General features: G+C 68.6%; 20 protein-coding genes. 3 read left to right on the top strand and 17 right to left on the bottom strand.

The window, feature by feature from the left end:
• Positions 1–84 precede the first annotated feature (84 nt).
• A complete protein-coding gene (locus QF206_RS01780) occupies positions 85–1,533 on the top strand; it encodes an MFS transporter (RefSeq protein ID WP_281487484.1) in 1,449 nt (482 codons plus the stop codon).
• Between the two features lie 55 nt (positions 1,534–1,588).
• Here QF206_RS01780 and QF206_RS01775 read toward each other — a convergent pair whose 3' ends face one another.
• From QF206_RS01775 to ftsY, 4 genes are all read right to left on the bottom strand, one after another.
• Complete coding sequence (locus tag QF206_RS01775) at positions 1,589–3,061, bottom strand: aldehyde dehydrogenase family protein (protein ID WP_281487483.1); 1,473 nt, start codon at positions 3,059–3,061, stop codon at positions 1,589–1,591.
• A complete protein-coding gene (locus QF206_RS01770) occupies positions 3,054–4,163 on the bottom strand; it encodes an alcohol dehydrogenase catalytic domain-containing protein (protein ID WP_281487482.1) in 1,110 nt (369 codons plus the stop codon). Before QF206_RS01770 ends, QF206_RS01775 begins: the two co-directional genes overlap by 8 nt.
• Positions 4,164–4,171: 8 nt before the next feature.
• Positions 4,172–5,896: an NCS1 family nucleobase:cation symporter-1 gene (locus tag QF206_RS01765; RefSeq protein WP_281487481.1), complete on the bottom strand. Its 1,725-nt coding sequence runs from the start codon at positions 5,894–5,896 to the stop codon at positions 4,172–4,174.
• 336 nt (positions 5,897–6,232) lie between these two features.
• Complete coding sequence (gene ftsY, locus QF206_RS01760) at positions 6,233–7,108, bottom strand: signal recognition particle-docking protein FtsY (RefSeq protein WP_281487480.1); 876 nt, start codon at positions 7,106–7,108, stop codon at positions 6,233–6,235.
• 394 nt (positions 7,109–7,502) lie between these two features.
• On the opposite strand from ftsY, the gene QF206_RS01755 reads away from it, so the two are divergent.
• Complete coding sequence (locus tag QF206_RS01755; RefSeq protein ID WP_281487479.1) at positions 7,503–8,111, top strand: histidine phosphatase family protein; 609 nt, start codon at positions 7,503–7,505, stop codon at positions 8,109–8,111.
• Between the two features lie 114 nt (positions 8,112–8,225).
• Here QF206_RS01755 and smc read toward each other — a convergent pair whose 3' ends face one another.
• Positions 8,226–11,882, bottom strand: a complete 3,657-nt coding sequence (smc, locus tag QF206_RS01750; RefSeq protein WP_281487478.1) for a chromosome segregation protein SMC — start codon at positions 11,880–11,882, stop codon at positions 8,226–8,228.
• Positions 11,883–11,974: 92 nt separating this feature from the next.
• Here smc and QF206_RS01745 point away from each other — a divergent pair, with 92 nt between their 5' ends.
• Positions 11,975–13,162, top strand: coding sequence for a GNAT family N-acetyltransferase (locus QF206_RS01745; protein ID WP_281487477.1), 1,188 nt, complete (start codon positions 11,975–11,977; stop codon positions 13,160–13,162).
• A gap of 28 nt (positions 13,163–13,190) precedes the next feature.
• Here QF206_RS01745 and mutM read toward each other — a convergent pair whose 3' ends face one another.
• The 12 genes from mutM to hydA all read right to left on the bottom strand — a co-directional run bounded on the left by mutM (position 13,191) and on the right by hydA (position 24,648).
• Positions 13,191–14,111: a bifunctional DNA-formamidopyrimidine glycosylase/DNA-(apurinic or apyrimidinic site) lyase gene (gene mutM, locus QF206_RS01740; protein ID WP_281487476.1), complete on the bottom strand. Its 921-nt coding sequence runs from the start codon at positions 14,109–14,111 to the stop codon at positions 13,191–13,193.
• Positions 14,112–14,144: 33 nt separating this feature from the next.
• Positions 14,145–14,846, bottom strand: coding sequence for a ribonuclease III (gene rnc / locus QF206_RS01735; RefSeq protein ID WP_281487475.1), 702 nt, complete (start codon positions 14,844–14,846; stop codon positions 14,145–14,147).
• Between the two features lie 16 nt (positions 14,847–14,862).
• Entirely contained in the window at positions 14,863–15,066 is a 204-nt protein-coding gene (gene rpmF / locus QF206_RS01730) for a 50S ribosomal protein L32 (RefSeq protein WP_281487474.1), read from the bottom strand.
• A 2-nt stretch (positions 15,067–15,068) separates the two neighbouring features.
• Positions 15,069–15,635 (bottom strand): YceD family protein, encoded by a 567-nt coding sequence (locus QF206_RS01725; RefSeq protein WP_281487473.1) that lies wholly within the window; start codon positions 15,633–15,635, stop codon positions 15,069–15,071.
• Positions 15,636–15,730: 95 nt separating this feature from the next.
• Positions 15,731–16,738, bottom strand: coding sequence for an iron-siderophore ABC transporter substrate-binding protein (locus QF206_RS01720; RefSeq protein ID WP_281487472.1), 1,008 nt, complete (start codon positions 16,736–16,738; stop codon positions 15,731–15,733).
• Positions 16,739–16,832: 94 nt separating this feature from the next.
• Entirely contained in the window at positions 16,833–17,645 is an 813-nt protein-coding gene (locus QF206_RS01715) for an ABC transporter ATP-binding protein (RefSeq protein ID WP_281487471.1), read from the bottom strand.
• Positions 17,642–18,685 (bottom strand): FecCD family ABC transporter permease, encoded by a 1,044-nt coding sequence (locus tag QF206_RS01710; RefSeq protein ID WP_281487470.1) that lies wholly within the window; start codon positions 18,683–18,685, stop codon positions 17,642–17,644. The genes QF206_RS01715 and QF206_RS01710 overlap by 4 nt, the downstream gene beginning before the upstream one ends.
• Entirely contained in the window at positions 18,682–19,740 is a 1,059-nt protein-coding gene (locus tag QF206_RS01705) for a FecCD family ABC transporter permease (RefSeq protein WP_281487469.1), read from the bottom strand. The genes QF206_RS01710 and QF206_RS01705 overlap by 4 nt, the downstream gene beginning before the upstream one ends.
• Positions 19,741–19,743: 3 nt before the next feature.
• Positions 19,744–20,796 (bottom strand): siderophore-interacting protein, encoded by a 1,053-nt coding sequence (locus tag QF206_RS01700; protein ID WP_281487468.1) that lies wholly within the window; start codon positions 20,794–20,796, stop codon positions 19,744–19,746.
• Positions 20,797–20,844: 48 nt separating this feature from the next.
• Entirely contained in the window at positions 20,845–22,164 is a 1,320-nt protein-coding gene (locus QF206_RS01695) for an aspartate aminotransferase family protein (RefSeq protein WP_281487467.1), read from the bottom strand.
• A gap of 40 nt (positions 22,165–22,204) precedes the next feature.
• On the bottom strand, positions 22,205–23,221 hold the full coding sequence (locus QF206_RS01690; RefSeq protein ID WP_281487466.1) for a TIGR03842 family LLM class F420-dependent oxidoreductase: 1,017 nt from the start codon (positions 23,219–23,221) through the stop codon (positions 22,205–22,207).
• An 8-nt stretch (positions 23,222–23,229) separates the two neighbouring features.
• Complete coding sequence (gene hydA, locus QF206_RS01685; protein WP_281487465.1) at positions 23,230–24,648, bottom strand: dihydropyrimidinase; 1,419 nt, start codon at positions 24,646–24,648, stop codon at positions 23,230–23,232.
• Positions 24,649–24,661 lie beyond the last annotated feature (13 nt).

The raw sequence follows: 24,661 nt of genomic DNA, 5'->3' as shown, positions 1-24,661 counted from the left end.
GGCGGATCGGGAACCGGACCAGGCTGCGGGCCGACGTCTCCCCGCGGCGCTTCGGGCGGTTCGGCGTGCAGTACGGTGACACGCATGCCTGCACCAGCGCTCACGCGCACCGAACGTCTCGATCGTCTTCCGTTCACCAGCCGGCATCGCCGTCTCCTTGTCGGCTCGGGCATCGGCTGGGCGCTCGACGCCATGGATGTCGGGCTGCTGTCGTACGTGCTGGTGGCACTGGCCGCCACCTGGCAGATCACTCCTGGCGAGCAGTCGTGGATCGCCACCGCGAGCGCCGTCGGCATGGCGATCGGCGCGAGTCTCGGCGGTCTCCTGGCCGATCGACTCGGCCGGCGGCAGGTGTTCGCGCTCACCCTGCTGGTCTTCGGGATCGCGACGGGAGTCAGCGCGCTCGCCTGGTCGGTGGCGCTGCTAGTGGCTCTCCGGTTCATCGTCGGTCTCGGCCTCGGCGCCGAGTTGCCGGTGGCCTCGACCCTGGTGAGCGAACTGGCGCCCGCCCGCATCCGGGGTCGCGTGGTGGTGCTGCTCGAAGCGTTCTGGGCCGCGGGCTGGCTCGCCGCCGCCCTCATCGGAGCGTTTCTCGTGCCCTCGAGCGACGACGGCTGGCGTTGGGCGCTCGCGATCGGAGTGGTGCCGGCCTTCTACGCCATCGTCGTGCGGTGGAGGCTGCCGGAGTCGGTGCGATTCCTCGAGACGCGGGGTCGTCACGAGGAGGCAGAGGCTGTCGTGCGCTCCTTCGAGGAGTCTGCAGGTGTCGGGCACGAAGCGGATGCGGCAGCCGACCGCGGCACACGCCTCAGCGTTGCCGAGCCGAACGCCGTGACGAGCAGCGCGGATGCCGCTGATGCGGCGGATGCGCACTCCACCATTGCCCACTCCACCGATGCGCGCTCGGCCGGTGTCGGGCCGGGCGCCGCGACTCAGACGACGCGGCTCGGTGGCCTGTTCAGTCCGGGCATGCTCCGCCGCACGGTGCCGCTCTGGGTCGTGTGGTTCTGCGTGAACTTCTCGTACTACGGCGCGTTCATCTGGCTGCCGACGATCCTGTTCAACTCGGGCTTCTCGCTCGTCCGCTCGGTCGGGTTCACGCTGATCATCACGCTCGCTCAGCTGCCGGGCTACGCCGTGGCTGCCTGGCTCATCGAGGTGTGGGGGCGGCGAGCGACGCTCACCGTGTTCCTGGCCGGCTCAGCGGCATCCGCCGCACTGTTCGGCACTGCGACCACCGACGTTTGGATCTTGACGTTCGGCTGCCTGCTGTCGTTCTTCAATCTGGGCGCGTGGGGTGCGCTCTACGCGGTGACGCCGGAGCTCTACCCGACCCGGCTGCGGGGAACGGGTGCCGGCTGGGCGGCCGGTGTCGGGAGGATCGGAGCGATCCTCGCGCCGCTGTCAGTGCCCCTGCTCAGCGCGGCCGGCGGATCGCCACTGCTGTTCGGGGTCTTCGGAGCGGTGTTCGTGATCGCGGCTGTGGGCGCGCTGCTGCTGGCCGAGCGAAAGGGGCGGCCGCTCGAGGACTGACCCAGTGGGTCTTCGAGCGACCGCCCCTTGCAAGCGGCGCCGTAACCGGCGCGGATCAGAACCCGGCGGGGACGACGGGCGTGAAGATCGTCTTGTAGTGCAGATAGGCGGTGATCGCCTCTGCCCCGAGTTCGAACCCGACGCCGGAGTCCTTCCGCCCGCCGAACGGCGCTCCGATGTCGAAGTTCGCCATGTTGAAGCCGACCGTGCCTGTCTCGAGGCGACGCGCGGAGTCGAGCGCGAGCGATTCGTTCTCGCTGAACACCGCGCCGGAGAGCCCATAGCGCGAGTCGTTCGCGATCGCGAGCCCCTCCTCCACATCGCCGCTGTACTTCGTGATCGAGACGGCGGGACCGAAGAGCTCCTCGCGGAACATCGTCATCTCGGGCGACACATCGACGAAGACCGTCGGCTGGACGAAGAACCCGGTGCCCTCGGCCGAACCGCCACCGATCGTCGCCCGGGTGCCCTCCGTCTTCGCGATCTCGTAGTACCGCTCGATCGACGCCTTGTGCGCGCGGCTCACGACAGGGCCGACGACCGTTTCGCGGTCCATCGGATGGCCGACCGGCCATGACCTTACGGTCTCGGTGACGGCGGCCACCACATCGTCGTAGATCGCGGCGGGCACGATCAACCTGGTGTTGTTCGTGCAGGTCTGCCCGTTGTTGGCGAAGCTCAACTCGTGCAGGTGCTCCACGAACTTCTCGATGGATGCGTCTTCGAGCAGCAGTGCCGCCGACTTGCCGCCGAGTTCGAGTGTCACCGCCTTCAGGTGCTGGCCGGCCAGCCCGCCGATGTGACGCCCCACATCCGTGGAGCCCGTGAACGCCACCTTCTGCACGCCCGGGTGAGTGACGAGGTGGTCGCCAGTCTCGCGGTCGGTCGGCACGATGTTCACGACGCCGGCAGGAACGCCGGCCTCTGCCGCCGCCTCAGCGACGAGGAAGGAGTTCAGCGCGGTCATGGTCGCCGGCTTGACGACAGCGGTGCAGCCAGCCGCGAGTGCTGGCGCCAGCTTGAAGAACAGCGTGCTGAGCGGGTAGTTCCAGGGTGCGATCATGGCGACCACACCGATCGGCTCCCGCCGGACGAGTGAGTGGCCGACGCCTGCGGGGCGCAGATCCTCGACCGGCGATCGCTCGATGACGTCGGCGTAGAAGCGCAACAGCGCCGCGGCGGTGTCGGCGTTGGCGCCGCGGGCGCGTCCGAACGGCGTGCCGACCTCCCGTGTGATGAGCTCGCCGAGCGCGTCGCGCCGGCGCTCGATCGCGTCGGCGAACCGGCGCATGACGGCCGCTCGTTCGGCCGGCCCGTAGCCGCCCCAGCCGTCCCTGTCGTTCAGCGCGGCGTTCGCGGCGGCGACGGCTCGATCCACATCCGCTCGCCCCGCGACCGCGTATGAGCCGACCACTGCCTCGGTGGTCGAGTCCACGATCTCGTGGCGAGCGGAAGTCTCTGGTGCGGTCCAATCGCCGCCGATGTACAGCTCGTCGCGTTCGACGATGCTCAGCGTGGCCTCAGGCATGTGCCACGACTCCTCTCAGGTTCTTGCCCGCGCGCAGATCGGCGAAGCCTTCGTTGATGTCTTCGAGCGCGTACTGCGCCGAGACGAGTTCGTCGAGCTTGATGCGGCCCTGCGCGTACAGGTCGAGGATGATCGGGATCTCGTGGCGCGGGTTGCACGAGCCGTAGATGGTCCCCTTGATCGTCTGCTCCTTGAAGATGATCTGGGTGCCGGGCAGTTGCACGTTCTTGTCGAACACGTCTTGCGACATGCCGGCGAGGACGAGGCGCCCGCGCTTGCCGAGCAGGCCGTACGCGGCCGTGACGATCGGTTCGGTCGTGTTGCCAGTGGCGACGATGACGACATCCGCCCCATCAGCCACCGGGTTCACGCTGCGCACGAAGGCGCCGGCTTCATCGGTCGAGGTGAACTCGGCCGTGGCGCCGAACTGACGCGCGAACTCGAGCTTCGCAGGGTTCATGTCGATCATGACGACGTGCCTGGCCCCGGCGAACTTCGCGCCCTGGGCGGCGTTGATCCCCACGCCGCCCGCACCGATCACGACCACCGTGTCGCCGACGCGCACCTCGGCCGAGTGCACTGCGGCGCCCCAGCCGGTGAGCACGCCGCAGCTCACGACCGCCACGACCTCGAGCGGCACGACCGGGTTGACCTTGACCATCGTCTTCGCCGACACCACGGAGTAGCGTGCGAAGGTTCCCAGCCCGCAGTTCGCGGGAACCGGTTCGCCGTCGTGCGAGAACCGGAACGTCGCCGGGTCGGCCGTACCGGGGCTGTTCGCGGCGCTCGAGCAGAGGTTCGAGTGGCCTGTCACGCACCAGTCGCAACGCCCGCACGCCGGGATGAACGAGGCCGCGACGTGGTCGCCGACGGCGAGGCCCGTCACGCCTTCGCCGACCTCGCGGATGATGCCGGCGCCTTCGTGCCCGCCGACGGCCGGCAGGTCTCCGAGCCCTCCGTGGCGGAGGTGCTCGTCTGAGAAGCACAACCCGGCATGGGTGAACTCGACGAGCACTTCGCCGGCCTGCGGTGGCGCCAGGTCGATCTCAGTGACCGTCCAGTCCTCCCCCGGCGCCAGCATGAGCGCTGCTTGGGTCTTCATGGTGCTCCTTATTGCTTGCTGGTGACGAGCTCGTGGGCCGGCCCCGCCGCCGTGGCGGTCGCGTCCTCGCCAACGGCGGTCTGCTCGGCATCGGCGGTCTGCTCGGCATCCTCGGTCACCGGGCGCGCAGCACCGGCATCCGCCGCAATGCGCTCCCCCGCGGCGGCACCAGGGAGCGCCGCACCGGCGACCCCGGCCGCGCGATCGGCGGCGTCGAGCGAGAGCGAGGCAGGCGGGAACGCACGGGCGAGCAGCCAGTGGATCAGGAGTCCGCTGATGAACGCGACAGCCCAGTTGTAGTCGTACAGCGGCTTCAGCAGCGGGATGAGCCCCGCCTCAGGGAACGGACCGCCGGTGCCGCCAGCGGAATAGGCGCCGCCGACCGAGAGCAGCAGCGCGATCGCCATCGCCGTCAGCGCCCGCCAGTTGAAGCCGCGACGGTACTCGTAGCGGCTCCCGCGCTGGTACAGCTCTTCCACGGCGAGGTAGCGGCGCCTGATGATCCAGTACTCCGCGACCAGGATGCCGGCGACCGAGCCGAGGAACGCACCGGTGAGACCGAGCCACACGAAGATGTAGAGGTTCGGGCTGGCGAGCAGGTTCCACGGCTGCATCAGGATCGCGATGACGCCCGTGATGATGCCGCCCATTTTGAACGAGACGTAGCGCGGGAAGGCGTTCGAGAAGTCGTAGGCAGGGCCGACCGTGTTCGCGGCGACATTGACCGCCACCGTGGCGACGATGATGCAGAAGAGGCTGAAGAGCACGGCCAGAGCGTTCGGGATGAGGCCGACGAGCTCCACCGGATCCCAGATCGGACGTCCCCACACCTCGACGGTCGCAGAGGTGGTGAGCGCCCCGATGGTGGTGAACGCGACGATCGTCGGCGTGAGGCCCACGGACTGACCGACGACCTGCGCCTTCTGGCTCTTCGCGAAGCGAGTGAAGTCGGAGATGTTGACCGACATCGTGGCGAAGTACGCGATCATGCCCATCAGCGCGCCAGGGAAGATCGTCCAGAAGCCGGCGCCCCATCCGAGCTCCGATGGCGCCGATGCCATCGGACCGAGGCCGCCGGCGAGGTTCATGACCCAGACCATGAGGATGCCGGCGACCACGAGGATCAGCGGTGCGGCGAAGTTCTCGAGCTTGCGGATCGACTCGATGCCGCGCAGCACGAGGGCCATCTGCAGCAGCCAGAACACCGCGAACGAGAGCCAGAGGGTCCACGGGTGCCCGCCGAAGCGCTCGGCATCCGACCACCACGATCCGAAGAAGACACCGCACAGCGTGTGGATCGCCTGACCTCCGACCCACGTCTGGATGCCGAACCATCCGCAGGCCGAGATGGCCCGGATGAGCGCAGGCACGTTGGCGCCGAGCGCTCCGAAGGCCGTCCGCGCGAAGACCGGGAAGGGGATGCCGTACTTGGCCCCGGCATGGCTGTTCAACAGCAGCGGGATCATCACGATGAGATTGCCGAGCCCGACGGTGATGACCGCCTGCACCCAGCTCATGCCCATATCGATGAGCCCGCTTGCGAGGTAGTACGTCGGGATGCCGTGCGCGATGCTCATCCACAGCGCGGCGTAGTTGTAGGTGTGCCACGTGCGCCCCTTGAACGGGACTGGCGCGAGGTCGTGGTTGTACAGCTTGCTGACCTCGATATTGGCGGTCGTCGTCAGCTCGACGCGGCCGGCTTTGTCTTCAATGATCGCCTTGTTCGTCCCCATCTCAGTCGAATGACCTCACCGGGCGTGCGATCGTCCCTGCGCGACGCAGCATCGAATCCTCCTTGACTCTTAGGTTCAACTAGCGAACCACTGGTTCACTTTTCACGCAACTTGACACGCACGCGTCGGGAAACCGTGCATTCGCGCGGGTGCCCGGGCTGCGGGAGAGACTCCTCGGGCTCCGCGATCGCTGCCGCGAGGCAGGTCGATGCGGCCGAATGACGGATTCCGCGGCCTTGAACTTCGGGCGGCGCCATGAGCAGCGCGCTGTGCAACGGGCGGGCCACAACGAACGAGACGCAGCGGCAGCAGCAGCAGCAGCGAAAGCGGCCGAGCTCAGCCGACGAGCTTCTGCGCGTACACGTGAGGAGTGAAGCCGGTGAGGTCACCGATGCCCTCACCCTGGCCGATGAGCTTGATCGGGATGCCGGTCTTCTCCTGCACCGCCAGTACGAACCCGCCCTTTGCTGAACCGTCGAGCTTGGTGATCACGAGCCCGGTCACGCCGGCGTGCTCGATGAAGGCCTGCGCCTGTGAGACGCCGTTCTGCCCAGTCGTGGCATCGAGCACGAGCAGCACCTCCGCGATCGGCTCGAGCTTCTCGACGACGCGGCGCACCTTCGAGAGCTCGTCCATGAGGCCGGCCTTCGTCTGGAGTCGACCGGCGGTGTCGATCAGCACGATCTCGGCTCCGGTGGCGCGGGCGCGTTCAACCGTCTGGTAGGCGACGGATGCCGGGTCCTGCCCTTCGTGCTGCGGTCGCACGATCTGGGCCCCGGCCCGCTCGCTCCATGTCGCCAGTTGCTCCACCGCCGCGGCGCGGAACGTGTCGGCGGCGCCCACCAGCACGCTCCGGCCATGCCCGACGAGGAACCTGGCGAACTTGCCGATCGTCGTGGTCTTGCCCACGCCATTGACGCCGACGACGAGCACGACGGCGGGGCGGTTGCTGAGTGTCAGAGTGGTGTCGTATTGGGCGAGGCGTTCCTCGACGGTCTCGCGCAGCATCCGCTTCAGGTCTGCCGGGTCGGTCGTGCGGTACTTCGCAACCTGCTCTCGAAGGTGCTCGACGATCGCCTCGGTGGTGTCGGGGCCGAAATCGGCGCCGATCAAGGCGTCTTCGAGTTCCTCCCAGGTGTCGTCGTCGATGGTCTTGCGGGCGAACATGCCGCGCAGGGCACCGGACAGCGACCAGGGGGTGCGTTCAGCCATGCGTCCAGGCTAGGGCAACGCTGCCCCTGGTCTCGGCGTCCGGAACCGAGCGCCGAGACGGCGCTCGGACAAAGCGAGGATCAGAAATGATCCTCGCTTTGAGCTCCAACGTCTGGAACCGAGCGCCGAGACGGCGCTCGGCACTGGCGTCGCGGCGAGGATGAGAAATGATCCTCGCTTTGAGCTCCAACGTCTGGAACCGAGCGCCGAGACGGCGCTCGGCACTGGCGTCGCGGCGAGGATGAGAAATGATCCTCGCTTTGAGCTCCAACGTCTGGAACCGAGCGCCGAGACGGCGCTCGGCACTGGCGTCGCGGCGAGGATCAGAAATGATCCTCGCTCCTAGCTCCAGCGTGCTGACCGATCGTTCAGGCCGCTCGGGCATCATGGAGGCATGATCATCGCCCTTGTTCGTCACGGCCAGACCGATTGGAATGCCGAGGATCGGATGCAGGGCTCCAGCGACATCCCGCTCAATGAGGTCGGCCGCGCCCAAGCGGTGACCGCTGCGGAGGTTCTCTCGGATGCCGCCGCATACGGCGCCTCGGCGTGGTCGACCATCATCAGCTCGCCCCTGCAGCGGGCCCACGAGACTGCAAGCATCATCGCGTCGCGGCTCGACGTGCCCCTCGGCGAAGACATGCCCGAATTGGTCGAGCGGCACTACGGCGAGGCCGAGGGGATGACAATCCGAGAGATCGACGCGAAGTGGGCGCGCCGCACCATGATCCCCGGCGTCGAACCGGTCGACTCGGTCGTCACGCGCGGCGTGGTGGCACTCGACCGGATCGCCGAGCGCCACGACGGCTCCGATGTGGTCGTCGTCTGCCACGGCACGCTCATCCGGTTGACGCTCGGCGAGCTCGCAGGACACCCGGTGGGCCGGGTGCACAACGGCGTGCTGTCGACGGTCGAGTACCGCGACGGCGATTGGGTCGTGCTCAGCGTGAACGGCCTGCCCCTCGGCGACCCGCGAGTGCCCGCACACATCGAGTCGTTCTAGCCGCGGCATCCGCAAGCGCAAGCCGGGCGCCCCGGCCAGAGTTCACCACAACGGCCGGGGAAGCAACTCTCTCCGAAGCGGTGAACGCGCGCCGGCACGCGCCCGGGCCGGCGGTCAGGCGCTGCGTTCTTCGACGCGGACGCGCTGACCGACGACTGCGGAGACTCCGTCTTGCCGCATCGAGACGCCGTAGAGCGCGTCGGCGATCTCCATGGTGCGCTTCTGGTGCGTGATGACGATGAGCTGCGACGACTCGCGCAGGTCCTCGAAGATGGTGAGCAGGCGGCCGAGGTTCGCGTCGTCGAGCGCGGCCTCGACCTCGTCCATGATGTAGAACGGGCTCGGACGCGCCTTGAAGATGGCGATCAGCAGCGCGACCGCCGCGAGCGACCGCTCGCCGCCGGAGAGCAGCGAGAGCCGCTCGATCTTCTTGCCGGCGGGCTTGACCGTGACCTCGATGCCGGTGGTGAGCAGGTCGTCGGGGTTGGTCAGCTGCAGGCTTCCGGTGCCGCCGGGGAAGAGCACCGGGAACACTTCGTTGAACGCCGTCCGCGTGTCTTCGAACGCGGCCTCGAAGATCTCCTGCATCTTGCCGTCGAGTTCGTCGATGATCGCGAGCAGGTCCTTGCGGGTCTGTGTGAGGTCGGCGAGTTGTTCGGTCAAGAACTTGTGCCGCTGCTCGAGTGCTGCGAACTCTTCGAGCGCGAGCGGGTTCACTCGCCCCAGTTGCTGATATTTGCGCTCCGCCGCGGCGAGGCGGCGCTGCTGTGCGGCGCGGTCGAACGCGACGACCTCACGTTCAGGAGCGGCACCACCGTCGGCGCTTCCATCGCTCGACCGGGCATCGCCCGCCTGTGCATCGCCCGCCTGTGCATCGTCCGCCTGGGCGTCGGCCTCGCGCTGGAGCGTCGACACAGCGGCATCCGTATCGCCCGGCGCCTTGTCGACCGGCACCGGAACATGCGGTCCGTACTCGGCGACGAGCACGTCTTCCACCAATCCCAGCTCGTCCCCCGCGCGCTCCAGCAGCGACGAGAGGTGCAGCTTCTTCTCGTACAGCTGCATCTCGAGCCCGTGCACCTGCTCGCTCGCGGCGTGCAGGCGCTCTCGCAGTGCGCTCTCGGTTCGGCGCAGCTCGGAGAGCTCTTCGTTCTGGGCGGCTCGCTCCGCCTCCGCCGCGGCAAGCCGCACGCGTGCATCGGCGACCGAGCGATCGACCGAGTTCAGCACGGGCGGCAGCGCCTCGATGACCGAGGCCGCAGCTGCGATCTGCCGCTGGCGCAGCACCGCGAGTCGAGCCTGCTCCCGGGCGGCATCGCGCTCCGCGTCGAGTTGGCGCGAGAGCTCGTCAGCGCGCTGCTGCTCGGCACGCACCCGCTCACGGGCGGTTTCGAGCTCGACGCGCGCCTGCAATTCGGCTGCGCGCGCCCGGTCGAGCTCGGCGACCATGCCGTCGCGCGCCGACACGTCGAGGATGGGGCGCGGCCGCGCCGCGTACTCCTCATGCTCGGCCCTCGCGCGGTCGACGGCGGCCTCTGCCACGCGCGCTGATTCCGCCGCACGGTCTCGTGCCGCCTGCAGGCGTTCGCACTCGGCCTCCGCTGCTTCGAGCTGCACACGAGCGCGCCCGAGCTGTTCGGTATGCGCGGCGAGACGCCGGTCACGATCGCGCACGGCCTCGGCAGCGGCCGCGGCTCGCTGCTTCGCGGCGCTCAGCGCCTCACGCAGCGCGTCGACCTCGCTTCGACGCTGCTCGACGGCCGCGGTGACCTCGACGAGTCGTTCAGCGGCGGCATCCCTCTCAGCCAAGAGTTCGATGCGTCCTTGCGACCCCCCGGAGCCACCGCGCAGCACGTGCTCGGTCAGCACATCGCCGTCGCGCGTCACCAGCGTGACCGGCACCGTGCCGAGCGCTTGCCGCAGCAGCGGCACCGCCTTCCGTGCAGCACCCAGATCATCGGCGATCGTGACGTGCCCGAGCACACCAAGCACGCCGCTCGGAGCCGTGACGACGGATGCCGCCGGCTGCAGCCCCGCCACCTCGGGCCACTGCGGCGCGTGGGCCGCGGCATCCGCCACGACCAACTCGACTCGGCCGAGGTCGTTGGCCGCGGCGTGCTCCAGCGCGGCGTGCGCGGCACCCGCGTCGGAGGCGAGGAGCGCCTCGGCGAGCGTGCCGAGCGCTGCGGCCACCGCAGCTTCGAAGCCGGGCTGCACCTGCACGTGGTCGGCCACCGGGCCGAGGAGACCGGGCAGGTCGGCATCGACCAGTCCCCCGGTCGCACTGCGTGAGTCGAGCGCGCGAGAGAGCGCGCTGCTTCGCGCGGCGAGCGCGTCGCGTTCCCGCTCGTCGGCATGCAACGCCTCGCGCGCGGTCTCCAACTGCGACTGCAGCGCGACCACCTGCTCCTCGGCGGCCGACTGGGTCTCGTCGAGCTCGGCATCCGCCGGCTCCTGATCGGGATGCCGCTGGGCTTCGAACTCGTCGTATCGGCCGCGCGCGTCCTTCAAGCGCTGCTGGGCCTGCTCAAGACTGTGCTCGTGGCGAAGCGATTCGCCTCGCGCGGCGGCGAGCGACGACTGGGCGACCTCGGTCTTGCTCGCGAGCCGCGCGAGCTCCAGATCGTGCTGCGAGACGAGCGCGCTCTGCGCGCTGATCTCCTCATCGAGCGAATCGAGGGATGCCTTGGCTGTCGCTGTCGCGGCCGCTGCTCGTGCGACGGCGCCTTCGGCCTGGGCGATGTCGCCGCGAAGGCGTTCCGCCTCCGACCGCGCGTCATCGACCATCTGCTGCGAAACCGTCGATTGCATCCCCGGCAGCTCAGCCTGCTGCCCGAGCAGCGCGAGCTTCTGGTTCGCGAGCGAGTACAGGCTGCGCAGGCGCTCCTGCACCTGCTCGAGCGCGAAGGCGACACGGCGGGCGGCGTCGACGGCATCCCCGCTCATCGCCTGCTCCAGACGGTTCTGGCGCAAGCGGGCTTGATCTGCCTGCTCCTGCAGCACGATGCGCTCGCTCTTGCGCTCGTGCTCGGTGCGACTGAACTCGGTGATCGCAGCCCGCAACTGCACGACCTCGTCGGCCAGGAGCCGCGCCCGGGCGTCGCGCACGATGGCGGCGATGGTCTGCGCCTCGCGCGCGATCTCGGCCTGGTGCCCGAGCGGCTTGAGCTGTCGGCGCAGCTCGCCGGCGAGGTCGTTCAGGCGCGTGAGGTTCGCCTGCATCGCCTCGAGCTTTCGGAGCGTCTTCTCCTTGCGGCGACGGTGCTTCAGGATGCCGGCAGCCTCTTCGATGAACCCCCGCCGTTCCTCGGGGCTCGCGTGCAGCACATTGTCGAGTCGGCCCTGACCGACGATGACGTGCATCTCGCGGCCGAGCCCCGAGTCGCTGAGCAGCTCTTGCACGTCGAGCAGACGGCATCCTTCGCCATTGATGGCGTATTCGCTGCCTCCATTGCGGAACAGCGTGCGGCTGATCGTCACCTCGGAGTACTCGATCGGCAGGGCGCCGTCGGAGTTATCGATGGTAAGGGTCACTTCCGCTCGGCCCAGCGGCCCGCGTGTGGACGTGCCGGCGAAGATGACGTCCTCCATCTTGCCGCCGCGCAGGGTCTTCGCTCCCTGCTCGCCCATCACCCAGGCGAGCGCGTCGACGACGTTGCTCTTGCCCGACCCGTTGGGGCCGACTACACAGGTGACGCCGGGTTCGAATGCGAACGTGGTGGGTTGCGCGAAGGACTTGAACCCCTTGAGGGTCAGACTCTTCAGATACACGCAGCCGCCTGTCGTCGCTCGGTCTCGCTCGGTCTCGCACGGCGCCGACGCACCGGTCGAACGCTGCGACAACGGTACCCGACCGTGCGGCCGTGACCTCGACAGCAACGCGGTGCCGCCATAGGCTGTACTGCTTCCCGCAGGAGGACGAGGTCACGCGGGACCGCGGGCACGACCACGACGAGGAGGGGACGACGATGGCCGGGTTCACGATCGAGGAGCTCAGCATCCCTCGACGGCTCGACGACGAACACGGACCTGCCTTCATCGAGATGACGGCCGTGCGGAACGCGGTCGAGGCAGACATCGTCGGTAACGACGATCTGAACTACTCCCCCGAAGACCTCCTCCCCCACTGGCACGACCCGTACTCGCCGATGCGAGCGCTCATCGCCAGGGTTGACGGCCGGATCGTCGCGCGCGGCGTGTTCGAGTGGCAGGCCGAGGACGAGCACGTCGGGTTCTTCGACATCGGAGTGCTGCCGGAGTTCCGGGATCGCGGCATCGGCCTCGCGCTGCACGAGGGGATCGTCTGGTTCGCCCGCGAACAGCAGGTGACGACACTGCAGGCGTTCGCCCTTCACCGGCTCAACGCAGGAGGAGCGAAGATCGTGCCGCCCACAGGGCAGGGCGCCGTGTGGTCGAAGGACGACGGCGTGCGGTTCTTCCGCGGCTTGGGCTACCGGCTGGAGCAGGTGACCCGCATCAGCCGCTTGGCGCTCCCGGTGGACGACACGACGTTCAGGGTGCTGGAGCAGCGGGCACTCGAAGCGGCCGGCGATGAGTATCGGATCGTTCGCTGGCAGGGCCGCACGCCGGATCGGTGGATCGATGACTTCGCGCATCTGCGGCAACGCATGAGCGTCGACGCTCCGAGCGCGGGCATCGAGTTCGCCGAGGAGCAGTGGGATGCCGCGCGCATCCGCGACGCCGACGACCGCGCCGCCGAGAGCACGCGCACCATGCTCACCGTCGCGGCCGAGCATGTGCCGACCGGGCGTCTCGCGGGCTTCACCGAACTGTCGGCACCGGTCTCGGTCGATCGCGCCGTCGACCAGGGCGACACACTGGTCACGCGTGAGCACCGCGGCCACGCGCTCGGCATGCTGCTGAAGCTGGCGAACCTCCGCCACCTTGAAGAGGTGAAACCGGGGCATCCCTCGGTCGTGACGTTCAACGCCGAAGAGAACCGGTACATGCTCCGCGTCAACGAAGCGGTCGGCTTCGTGCCCGTCGGCATCGAGGGCGCCTGGCGCAAACGTCTCGACGACGCATCCTGAGCGGCGCATCGCGCGCCCGCACACGAAGTCACTCGCGGCGGAGTCGCTGGCAGCGCGGGCAGAAGTGGCTGCCGCGATTCATGAACTGTTCTCGGCGCATGACGGTGCCGCATCGCGGGCAGGTCAAGCCGTGTCTGCCGTACGCGTTGAGCGAGTGCGCGAAGTAGCCGGCCTGGCCGTTGACGTTCACGTACTGCGAGTCGAAGCTCGTTCCGCCCTCATCGAGCGCCTTCTCGAGCACTCCGCGGAGCGCCGCGAGCAGTTCCCCCGCCTTGCGCCGGCTGATGCTCGATGCGGGTTGATCGAAGTGCAGCCTCGCCGCCCACAGCGCTTCATCCGCGTAGATGTTGCCGATGCCGCTGATCAGGGTCTGATCGAGCAGCACGCGTTTGATGCCTGAGTCGCGACGCGCCATGCGGGTGAAGAACTCTCGGGCTGAGAACGCGGGGTCGAGCGGGTCACGGGCGATATGGCTCACCTGGGAGGGAACCGTCGCGTCCGTCGAACCGGCGCCTCCCGGCGCACCGTCCGACGTGGGCAACAACTGGTCGAGCGCCATGGCGCCGAAGACGCGCTGGTCGGCGAAGTGCACGGCCAGTTCGCCGTGGTCGGGATGGTCGACGAGCAGACGGATGCGCGTGAACCGATCATCCGGCGCGTCGGCCGCTCGGAGCAGTAGCTGGCCGCTCATCCCAAGGTGGGCGACGAGCGCCTCATCGGCGCGGTCGCCAGTCACCGCCGGATGCTCGAGCGGCAGCCAAAGGAACTTGCCGCGTCGCACTGCGGCGACGATCTGGGCACCGACCAGACGATCCACGAACTCTTCCGCAGGGCCAGGATGCCGTCGCAGCGAACGGATGTCGCGCACGTCGACCGCGCGAACTGTGGCCCCGCGAACGGCCGGTTCCAGTCCGAGCCGCACGACCTCGACTTCAGGGAGTTCGGGCATGCTCGCCCTTGTGCTTCGGATCGTCGAGTGCGTTCACTTGCGCGACTGCAGCACGGTCCACGCCTCGAGGGCGGCTGCCATCTCGGCCTGCTTCTTGCTTGTGCCGACACCCGTGGCGATCAGCTCGTCGGCCACCACCACCTCGGCGGTGAATGTCTTGTTGTGATCGGGCCCCGTGCCGCTCACACGGTATGCGGGGGCGCCGAGATCGCGAGCGGCGACGAGCTCCTGGAGGCTCGTCTTCGGGTCCATCGCGGCACCGAAGCGCTCAGCATCCGCCATGAGCGGCTCGACCAGACGCAGCACCAGGGCAGTCGCTGATTCGGGTCCGGCGCCGATGTAGACAGCGCCGATGATCGCCTCGACCGTGTCTGCCAGGATGGACGACTTGTCGCGACCGCCGGTCATCTCCTCGCCGCGGCCGAGGCGAAGATGCTCGCCCAGCTTGATCGCTCGGGCGATCTCTGCGAGGGCGACACTCGAGACGAGGCTTGCCCGTCGCTTGGCGAGCTCTCCCTCGTCGAGGTCGGGGTACTCCCTGAAGAGCTTGACGGTGACGGCCTGGCCGAGGATCGAGTCACCGAGGAACTCGAGCCTCTCGTTGTGCCGCCCACCGTGCTCATACGCGTATGAGCGGTGCGTCAGCGCCACCGCGAGCAGATCGGCATCGATGTCGATGCCGATCCGACTGCTGAGGTCGCTCAGACCCGCATCGCGCTCTGGACCAGCGAGCACGGGCTTCAGCGCCGGCTCAGGCGTCCGCGACCTTGCGGCCCTTGTACTCCATGAAGAGCGGGGTGCCGGCAGCGTCCTCGACCACGCGCGCGCGGTGGGGAAGGCTGTAGGTGACCTTGCCGTTCTCGATGGTCTTCACCAGCTGCACCGGAGTCGCCTTCCACTGCGAGCGGCGGGCACGGGAGTTGGCACGCGAGAGTCTCCGCTTGGGAACGGCCATGGCTATCTCTTCTCTCTCTCGGCACCGGGCTCGGTGCCTTCATCGTCAGTTGCGGCTGCCTGAAAACCTTCGAGCGCAGCCCATCGCGGATCGATCACTGCTTCGGGTTCCGAGGCGGGCATATCAGCGAGGCGCTCACCCGTGACCGGGTCGAGGCCTGGGCAATCCGGCCGGCACACCGGCTGGAACGGCAGCGACAGCACTACCGCATCTCTGACTACGGGTTCAAGATCCACGTGGTCGTCGTGAACCTCATAGTCGAAGGCTTCATCGGAAGAATACGCGAAAAGCTCTTGGAATTCGACTTGAACGGGCTGCTCGATGTCGATGAGGCAGCGCACGCAGACACCCGTCGCGCTGCTGCGGATGTCACCGGAGACGAGGATGCCCTCGTGCAGCCCTTCGAGCCGCACGTCGATGTCGAGCGGTACGCCGGGCTTGACCGAGATCATGCCCTCGCCCAACTGCTCCGGAGCGGGGAAGCTGAGTTCCCGCTCGCGCATCTGCCCAGGGCGGTGCATGAGCTCGTACACATCGAGGATGTACGGCGAATCGGCTGGTCTGGACATGAGAGACGATCCTACCGTCGGGGGCTGTGCGCTCCCTTTGCGCCCCGCCTGCAGTGGCGAGCACCGCTGCAGGCGGGGCGCCCGGGCCGCGCGGCTCAGTCGACCGCTGCGGTCAGCGCCTCGAGGTAGTCGTCCAGGCCCCAGGTGAGCGAGAGCGCGGTGGGCGGAGACACGGCGGCGATGAGCTCCGTTCCAGTGACCGAGGCGACGTGCCCCTCGTTCACCGCAGGGATGAGCGCGGCGTACGGCTGCTGGAGGAAGCGCTCGGCATCCGCCTCCGCATCTGCGAATGCGACGAGCACATCGCTGTCGAGCCGGTCCAGCTGCTCATAGCTGAGCGTGTAGTAGAACGTCGAGTCGCCGCTCGCGAGCTCGTCGACGGCCGGCGCGTTCTCGAGACCGAGATCGAACAGGAACTGCACGCGCGCGTCGGCCGACTTGTACACGTAGAACGTGCCGCCCACGTCCCACACCGCCGCAACCGTCTTGCCGTTGAGCTGTGGGTGCGTCTCGGCCGCATCGGCGATGGTCGCGTCGATGTCGTCGAGCAGGGCCGCCGCCTCGCTCTCGAGCCCGAGCGACTTGCCCACGATGCCGATGACGTCGCGCCAGGGGGTTGCCCAGGGCGCATCGGGGTACGCGACCGTCGGTGCGATCTGAGAGAGCAGTGCGTACTGCTCCTCTGTGATCCCGGAGTAGGCCGCGATGATCAGATCGGGCTCGGCGGCGGCGATGGCCTCGTACGCCGGCGCATCGACTTGCTCGGGGATCAGCGTCGGCAGTTCGGCATCGGCATCCTTCACCGCCTCCTCGACCCAGGGCAGGTAGCCGTCTGCGTTGGCGCCGTACGACTGCTGCTCGATCGCGACCGGTACGACCCCGAGCGCGATCGCCGCGTCGGTGCTCCCCCAGCCGAGCGTCACCACGCGCTCGGGGGCGCCTTCGATCGTCGTGGTGCCGAAGGCGTGCTCGACCTCGATGGCCCCGGCGTCGCGGGACGGGCCGGAGCTCTCGCCGGTCGCGGGCGCGCCGGCGCTGCAACCGGCGAGCAGGAGTGCACTTGCGGCCGCGAGCACGGCTGCGCGAATGAGTCGTCTGGACATAGGGCTCCTTAGTGGGTCAGGAACGAGTGGCAGGTCGGTTGTCGTTGGTCGAAGGCCGGATGGCTGCGGGATGCCGGGGGTTGTGGGCCACGCCTCATGCGACGGCGCCGTGAGTGCGACTGATGGGCACCACCATCGGGGCGCCGCACACGGGGTCGTCGACGATGCGCGCATCGAGGCCGAACGCCTCGCGCACGAGTTCGGTGCTGATGACGTCTCGAGGAGCGCCCTCTGCGAGCACGCCTCCCCCGGCCATCACGACCAGCCGATCGGCATACCGGGCCGCGAGGTTGAGATCGTGCAGCACCATGACGACAGTCGTGCCGCGCGTGCGGTTCGCCTCGTGCAGCAGGTCGAGCACTTCGAGCTGGTGCATGACGTCGAGGAATGTGGTGGGCTCGTCGAGCAGCAGGATGTCGGGGTCCTGTGCCAGCGCCATCGCGATCCAGGCGCGCTGGCGCTGCCCGCCCGAGAGCTCGTCGACGCGGCGGTGCGCGAGAGGCTCGAGGCCGGTGGACCGCAGCGCGGTCGCCACGGCGGCGGCATCCGCGCTGCTCCAGGTCTGCATGAAGCGCTGATGGGGATGCCGTCCGCGCGCCACCAGATCTCGAACGGTGACGCCCTCGGGCGCGACGGGCGATTGCGGCAGGATGCCGAGCACGCGCGCCAGGCGCCTGCCGGGCTCGCGGCGGAGCTGCCTGCCGTCGAGGCGCACTTCACCGGCGACCGGCTTCAGCAGACGAGCGAGTCCTCGAAGCAGAGTCGACTTGCCGCATCCGTTCGCACCGACGATGACTGTGACCGCTCCCGGTTCGATGGTGAGGGTGAGCTCCGAGATGACGGGGCGCCCGTCGTACGCGAGGGTGAGGCCTTCGGCGCTCAGTTCGTGGGCCGGCTTTCGCGTCATGAGCTTCCTCCACGTCGGGTGGCGAGCAGCCACAGCAGGTACGGGGCGCCGATCAGGCCGGTTACGATGCCCGCGGGCAGTTGCGCTCCGGGGATGGCGTACTGCGCGACGAGGTCGGCCGCGAGCACGAGGGCCGCACCGAACAGCGCTGTGGGCACGAGGGCGAGTGAGCCGTCGCCGAGCAATCGCCGCACGATCGGCGCCGAGATGAAGGCGACGAAGACCATCGGTCCCGCGAAGGCGACCGCGACCGCGGCGAGCGCGACTCCTACGGCGAGCACCATCGGGCGCGCGCGGTCGGCTCGCACGCCCAGCCCGGCCGCTGCGTCGTCGCCGAGTTGCAGGATGCGCAGCGGCCGCGCGGTCAGCGCCGCAGCGGTCACGAGCACGGTGAAAGCTCCGGCGAGCACTGCAACGTCGGGCCAGGCCGCGCCCGAGAGCCCGCCGACCATCCAGACGAGCGCCTGCTGCACCTCGCGCACCTCACCGCGAGTGAGCAGGAAGCCGGTGCACGCCTGCAGGAAGAACGCGGCGCCGACGCCGGTGAGCACGAAGCGGTAGCCCGCCGCGCGCCCCCGCCCGGCGATCAGGGAGATGGCGGCCGCGACCGTGACCGCACCGGCGAAGGCCATCAGCGCCAGCGGCGCTCCGCTCAACCCGAACAGCAGCATGCCTGCGGCGGCCGCCGCGACAGCGCCCTGGCTGACTCCGATGATGTCAGGGCTCGCGAGCGGATTGCGCAGCACGGTCTGGAACAGGGCGCCGGCGAGCGCGAGCGCGGCACCGACCAGCGCGCCGAGCGCGAGCCGCGGCATCCTCAGCGTGACGACGACGAACTCGGTCGCGCCTGACGCTGCGCCAGTCACGAGCCGGAGCAGTTCTTCGATGCCGACCCCGAACGGACCTGCCAGCAGGCCTCCGACGGTGAGCGCGATGAGCAGCAGGGCGAGCACCGCGGTGACGGTGCTGTGGCGTCTGCTTCGGTGTCGGCGCTCACCATCAGCGGGAGCGAGAGCAGCTCTAGCGACGCTCGCGGTCACAGCCGAACCGCCTTGGAGGTGCGCACCACGGCGATCATCACCGGGGCCCCGATCGCCGCGGCGACGAGGCCGGCTTCGAGCTCGCCGGGCGCGGCCACGATGCGGCCGATGACGTCGGCGAGCAGCAGCAGTGCGGGCCCGAGCAGACACGCCCAGGCCAGCATCCAGCCGTGCGAGGCACCGACGAACGGCCGAACGATGTGCGGGATCACGAGCCCGATGAAGACGATCGGGCCGGCCAGTGCGGTGGCGGCGCCGCACAGCAGCACGATCGCGAGGGTGGCCGTGATGCGGGCAAGTGCCAGGTTCTGGCCGAGCCCGCGGGCGAGGTCGTCGCCCATCGCGAGCAGATCGAGCGGCCGAGCGCAGATCGCCGCGAGCACGATCCCCGCGAGAAGGAAGGGCAACAGCGTCGCGAGGTCGCCGAGCTCACGCGCTGCCAGCGAGCCCACCGACCAGAGGCGGTACGCGTTGACGGTGTCGAGCCGGGTGATGAGCAGCACGGAGATGATCGAGGTGATCCCGGCCGTCAAGGCGGTGCCGGCGAGCGCCAGGCGCATCGGCGTCGCGCCCTCCCGGCCCGCGGATCCAACGGCGTAGACGAGTACTGTCGCAGCTGCCGCGCCGGCGAAGGCGAACCAGACGAACGCGGCGGGCGAGGTGAGGCCGAACAGCGTGATGGCGAGCACCACGAAGAGCGACGCTCCCGCGTTGACGCCGAGGAGCCCAGGATCGGCGAGAGGGTTGCGGGTGAGTCCCTGCATGAGGGTTCCGGCGACGGCGAGCGCGGCTCCCACCGCGATGCCGATGACGGTTCGAGGAACCCGCAGCTCTCGCACGACCAGGTGGTCGACGGATGCCGAGGAGGGATCGGTCAGCGCACCGATGACCGTCGCGGGGTCGAGTGAACGCGAGCCGACTGCGAGGCTCAGCCAAACGGCAGCGAGCAGCACCGCGCCGCAGGCCGCGAGCCCGACTGTTCGGCGCACGGAAGAATCGGTGCGCGACCGCACTCGGCCGTGCACCGCCGCTACCGCGGGGAGTGCCGCAGCCATGCGCTACTGCGCCTCTGCCTTTCCGAGGCGCCAGTAGCCCATGAACGCGACCCGGCGGCGGTCGATGCCGGTTTCGGAGACGAGCAAGCGTCTGAGCGACTTGATGACGCCGGCTTCTCCGGCGAGCCAGGCATAGAAGCCGTCACCGTCGAGCCTGCCGGGCGACTCCCATAGCAGTTCGGAGTCGACGTCGACCTCGTTGATTCGCTGTGGCGCCGAGGCGAGCCCGGTGGCGAAGGTCTCGGGATGCCGCGTCAACCACGCCCGGACGGCCGGCTCGAGCAGCGCGCCCGTGGGCCGGCCCTCGCGCGGCAGCCAGGTGATCCGGTGCTGGTCGGGTGCCACAGCGATCGGAAGCGCGTCTCGCGAGTCGGGCACCTCGATGAACGCCGTCGCCCGGCGGTCTGCGGGCAGCTGCTCGAGCACGCTGCAGATCGCCGGGGCGGCGGTCTCGTCGCCCGCGAGCAGCAGTTCGCGGGCGTCGCCGGGCTGCCAGTCGATGCCGATCGCACTGTGGATGCTGCCGGCGTCGGGGCCGATGAGCACGAGTTCGTCGCCGACGCGTGCCTGGGCGAGCCAGCGCGCGGCCGGCCCGGCAGACGTGCCCGGCGCGGTGGGGTGCCGCACGAGGTCGACATCGACCTGCCCGGCACCAGGCCGCACGGCGCGCACGGTGTAGGTGCGGAACGGGTTGCGAAGCTCATCGGGAAGCGCTCGCCACCTGGCGTACCAATCGCCATCGGCAATGGTGCGGGGATCGTCGAACCCGAAATCGGAGATCCCGATTCCGGGCACGCCCAGCAGCGGGAACACCAGCTTCACCCGCTGGTCGAGACCATCGGTTCCGAAGCGGTCGAGCTCCGGTCCCGTGAACGTCGCTCGCACGAAGCTCGGAGTCAGGGGTGTCAGCGCGGTCAACCGAACACGGTACGGCCGGTAGCCCGGCGAGTCGGTCTTCGACGGAAGCTCTTCGAAGCGCCGCGCCCTTGGGGCATCCGCCTCGACGAGGCTATGCTCGCGCGTTAGCAGCGGAGCGTCGGGCGCGAAAGGAAGCATTGCCTAAGTATGGCATGCCTTACCTAAACTCCGCGAGTGCTGTCTTGCCTATTCCGCCTCGACCGCGGTGAACGCCTCGTCGAGCATGGCGAGGCATCGAGCGACGTCCGCGGGCGACATCGTGCACGGCGGCACGACGTGGATTCGGTTGTCGGCGGTGAACGGTAGCACCCCTCGCTGCATGAGCTCATCCTTCAGCCGGCCGACGATCGTGGGCGACACCGGTTCTCGAGTCTCACGGTCCACCACGAGATCGAGCGCCCAGAACACGCCCAAGCCGCGCACCTCGCCGATCAGCCGGTGCTGCTCCTGGAGCGCCGCGAGGCCGGGCCCGATGAACTCGTCTCCGAGCATGCGCGCGTGCTCGACGACCCCCTCATGCTCCATCGCGTCGATGGTGGCGACGATCGCGGCCATGGCGAGCGGATGCCCGGAGTAGGTCAGCCCTCCAGGGAAGACGCGATCGTCGAATGCGCTCGCGATCGCCTCTGAGAGCACCACACCGCCGGCGGGCACGTAGCCGGAGTTGACACCCTTGGCGAAGGTGATGAGATCGGGAACGACATCGAACCCCTGGAACGCGAAGCACTCGCCGGTGCGCCCGAACCCGGCCATCACCTCATCGAGGATGAGCACGATGCCGTACTTGTCTGCGAGCGCACGCACGCCCGGCAGGTAGCCGGGCGGCGGCACGATCACCCCCGCGGTGCCGGGAACCGTTTCGAGAAGGATCGCAGCGATCGACGCCGGCCCCTCTGCCTGGATGACTCGCTCGAGGTGGTGCAGGGCGCGCTCGCACTCCTGCTCCACCGAATCGGACCAGAACTCCGATCGGTACAGGAAGGGACCGAAGAAGTGCACGTGGGAGCGCGCGTACTCGTTGGGCACGCGTCGCCAGTCGCCGGTCGCCGCGATGGCAGAGCCCGTGTTGCCGTGGTAGCTGCGATAGGTGCTGAGCACCTTGTCGCGCCCCGTGCTGAGGCGGGCGAGCCTGATGGCGTTCTCATTCGCATCGGCCCCGCCGTTGGTGAAGAACACCTTGCTGAAGATCGACCCGGCCCGCGCGAGGATGCGCTCGGCCGCTTCACCGCGCGCCAGGTTCGCGTGAGCCGGCGCCACGGTGACGAGTCGGTCGGCCTGACGTTTGATCGCCTCGATCACCGCGGGATGCTGGTGACCGAGGTTCGTGTACACCAGCTGGCTCGACATATCGAGATAGCGATTGCCGTCGTAGTCCCAGACCGTCGACCCCTCTCCCCCGGCGATCACCAGCGGTGAGAGCGACCGCTGCGCCGACCAGGAGTGGAACACACTGCCGCGGTCGAGCGAGTACGCCCGGGCTCCTTCTGCGGCATCCGGTTGCGTCATCCTGTCTCCCATCCTCACCAGTTGCTCACACTGGCCGCGGTCATGCTTTCGCGAGGGTGTGCTCTGCGAGCGCGGGCATCACCGTTTCGCCGTACACGCGGAGGGTCTCCTCCTTGTTGTCGTGCTGCAGGTACCCGGCGAAGTGGTCGACGCCGAGCGCCTTGAGCGCCTTGAGCTTGTCGATGTGCGCGGCTGCGTCGCCCAGCACGCAGAATCTGTCGACGATCTCATCGGGAACGAAGTCGGTGTGCGTGTTGTCGGCCTTGCCGTGCTCGTTGTAGTCGTAGTCGACGCGGCCGGCGATGTACTCGGTGAGCGCTGCGGGAACAGCGCCCGTCGTCCCGTACCGCGTGACGATATCCGCGACATGGTTCCCCACCATGCCGCCGAACCACCGGCACTGATCGCGCATGTGGTCGACGTCGTCGCCGATGTACATGGGCGCAGCAACGCAGAACTTGACCGAGCCGGGGTCGCGGCCCGCCGCGGCAGCGGCATCCCGCACCTGGCCGATCATCCACTGGGCGATATCCAGGTCGGCGAGCTGGAGGATGAACCCGTCGCCGATCTCACCCGCGAGAGCAAGGGCTTTCGGCCCATACGCGGCGATCCAGACCTCCAGCCGCGATTCCTCCGCCCATGGCAGCCGCAGTGTTGCGCCGCGATGCTCCACCGGGCGGCAGTTGGCCAGTTCCCGGATGACGTGCACGGCCTCGCGGAGCTCTCCCAGGGTCGTGGGCTTGCCGTTGGTCACCCGGACCGCCGAATCGCCACGGCCGATGCCGCAGATCGTGCGGTTGCCGTACAGCTCGTTGAGCGTGGCGAAGATCGACGCGGTGACGGTCCAGTCTCGTGTCGCCGGGTTGGTGACGAACGGGCCGACCCTGATGCGATGCGTCTCGGCGAGGATCTTGCTGTAGATCACGTACGGCTCTTGCCAGAGCAGATGCGAGTCGAAGGTCCACGCCGTGGTGAAGCCGTACTGCTCGGCGAGCTTCGCCAGGTGCACGGTGCGGGATGCCGGAGGGTTGGGCTGCAGCACGATTCCGAAGTCCATGAGGCTCCTCAGATCAGGTACTGGCTCAGATCGCGGCGAAGGAATCGGCCGTCGCCCTTGGCGCCCAGGTACTGGCCGCCGTCGATGACGCGTTTCCCTCGGGCCAGCACCGTGTCGACGTGGCCGTCGATCTCGTACCCCTCCCACGCCGAGTAGTCCATGTTCATGTGGTGGGTCTTGTTGTAGCCGATCGACGTGTGACCATTCGGGTCGTACACGACGATGTCGGCATCCGCGCCGGGTGCGATCACGCCCTTGCGGCCGTAGAGGCCGAACATGCGCGCCGGGGTGGTGGAGGTGATCTCGACCCAGCGCTCCAGACTGATGCGGCCCTCTACCACGCCTTGATAGAGCAGGTCCATGCGGTGCTCGATGCTGCCGATCCCGTTCGGGATCTTCGAGAAGTCACCGAGCCCGAGCTCCTTCTGACCCTTCATGCAGAACGGGCAGTGGTCCGTCGACACCAGTTGGAGATCATTGGTGCGAAGGCTCTGCCAGAGGTAGTCCTGATGGCCCTCGTGCTTCGAACGGAGGGGGGTCGAGCACACCCACTTGGCGCCCTCGAAGCCCGGCGCTCCGAGGTTGTCCTCGAGTGAGAGGTACAGATACTGCGGGCAGGTCTCGCCGAACACGTTCCGGCCGCGGTCGCGGGCAGCCGCGAGCTGCTCGACGGCCTGACGAGCGCTCACGTGCACGACGTAGAGCGGGGCCCCCGTGAGGTCGGCGAGCATGATCGCTCGATGCGTCGCCTCCTCCTCCAGCTGCCAGGCTCGGGCGATGCCGTGGTAGTAGGGGTCGGTCTTGCCCTCAGCGAGCAACTGCTGCACCAGCACGTCGATCGCGGGGCCGTTCTCAGCGTGCATCATCGTCAGCATGCCGGTGTCGGCGGACACCTGCATGGCTCGAAGCACCTGCGCGTCGTCGCTGTAGAACACCCCGGGGTAGGCCATGAACAGCTTGAAGCTCGTGATGCCCTGGTCGACGAGCCCCCGGAGTGCTCGAAGCGACTCGTCATTCACGTCGCCCACGATCTGGTGGAAGCCGTAATCGATGGCGCACTCGCCCTCTGCCATCGAGTGCCACTTCGCGAGGCCGTCCTCGAGGCGCTGGCCGAAGGTCTGCACGGCGAAGTCGATGATGGTCGTCGTGCCGCCCCAGGCCGCCGCGCGCGTACCGGTCTCGAACGTGTCGGATGCGGCGGTGCCCCCGAACGGCAACGACATGTGCGTGTGCGCATCGATACCGCCCGGGATGACGTACTTGCCCGCGGCGTCGATGACGACATCCACGTTCTGCTCGATGTCGAAACCGAGCAGCACCGAACCGGGTGCGAGCACCGCGGCGATCGTCTCGCCGTCGATGAGCACATCAGCAGGCTGCCGCCCGGTGGAACTGACCACCAGGCCGTTCTTGATCAGAGTCTTCATCGTCGCCTCCAGC

The sequence above is a fragment of the Ruicaihuangia caeni genome (assembly GCF_029952955.1).
GTDB classification, from domain to species: domain Bacteria; phylum Actinomycetota; class Actinomycetes; order Actinomycetales; family Microbacteriaceae; genus Ruicaihuangia; species Ruicaihuangia caeni.
This window is presented reverse-complemented; position numbering and strand designations above follow the sequence as displayed.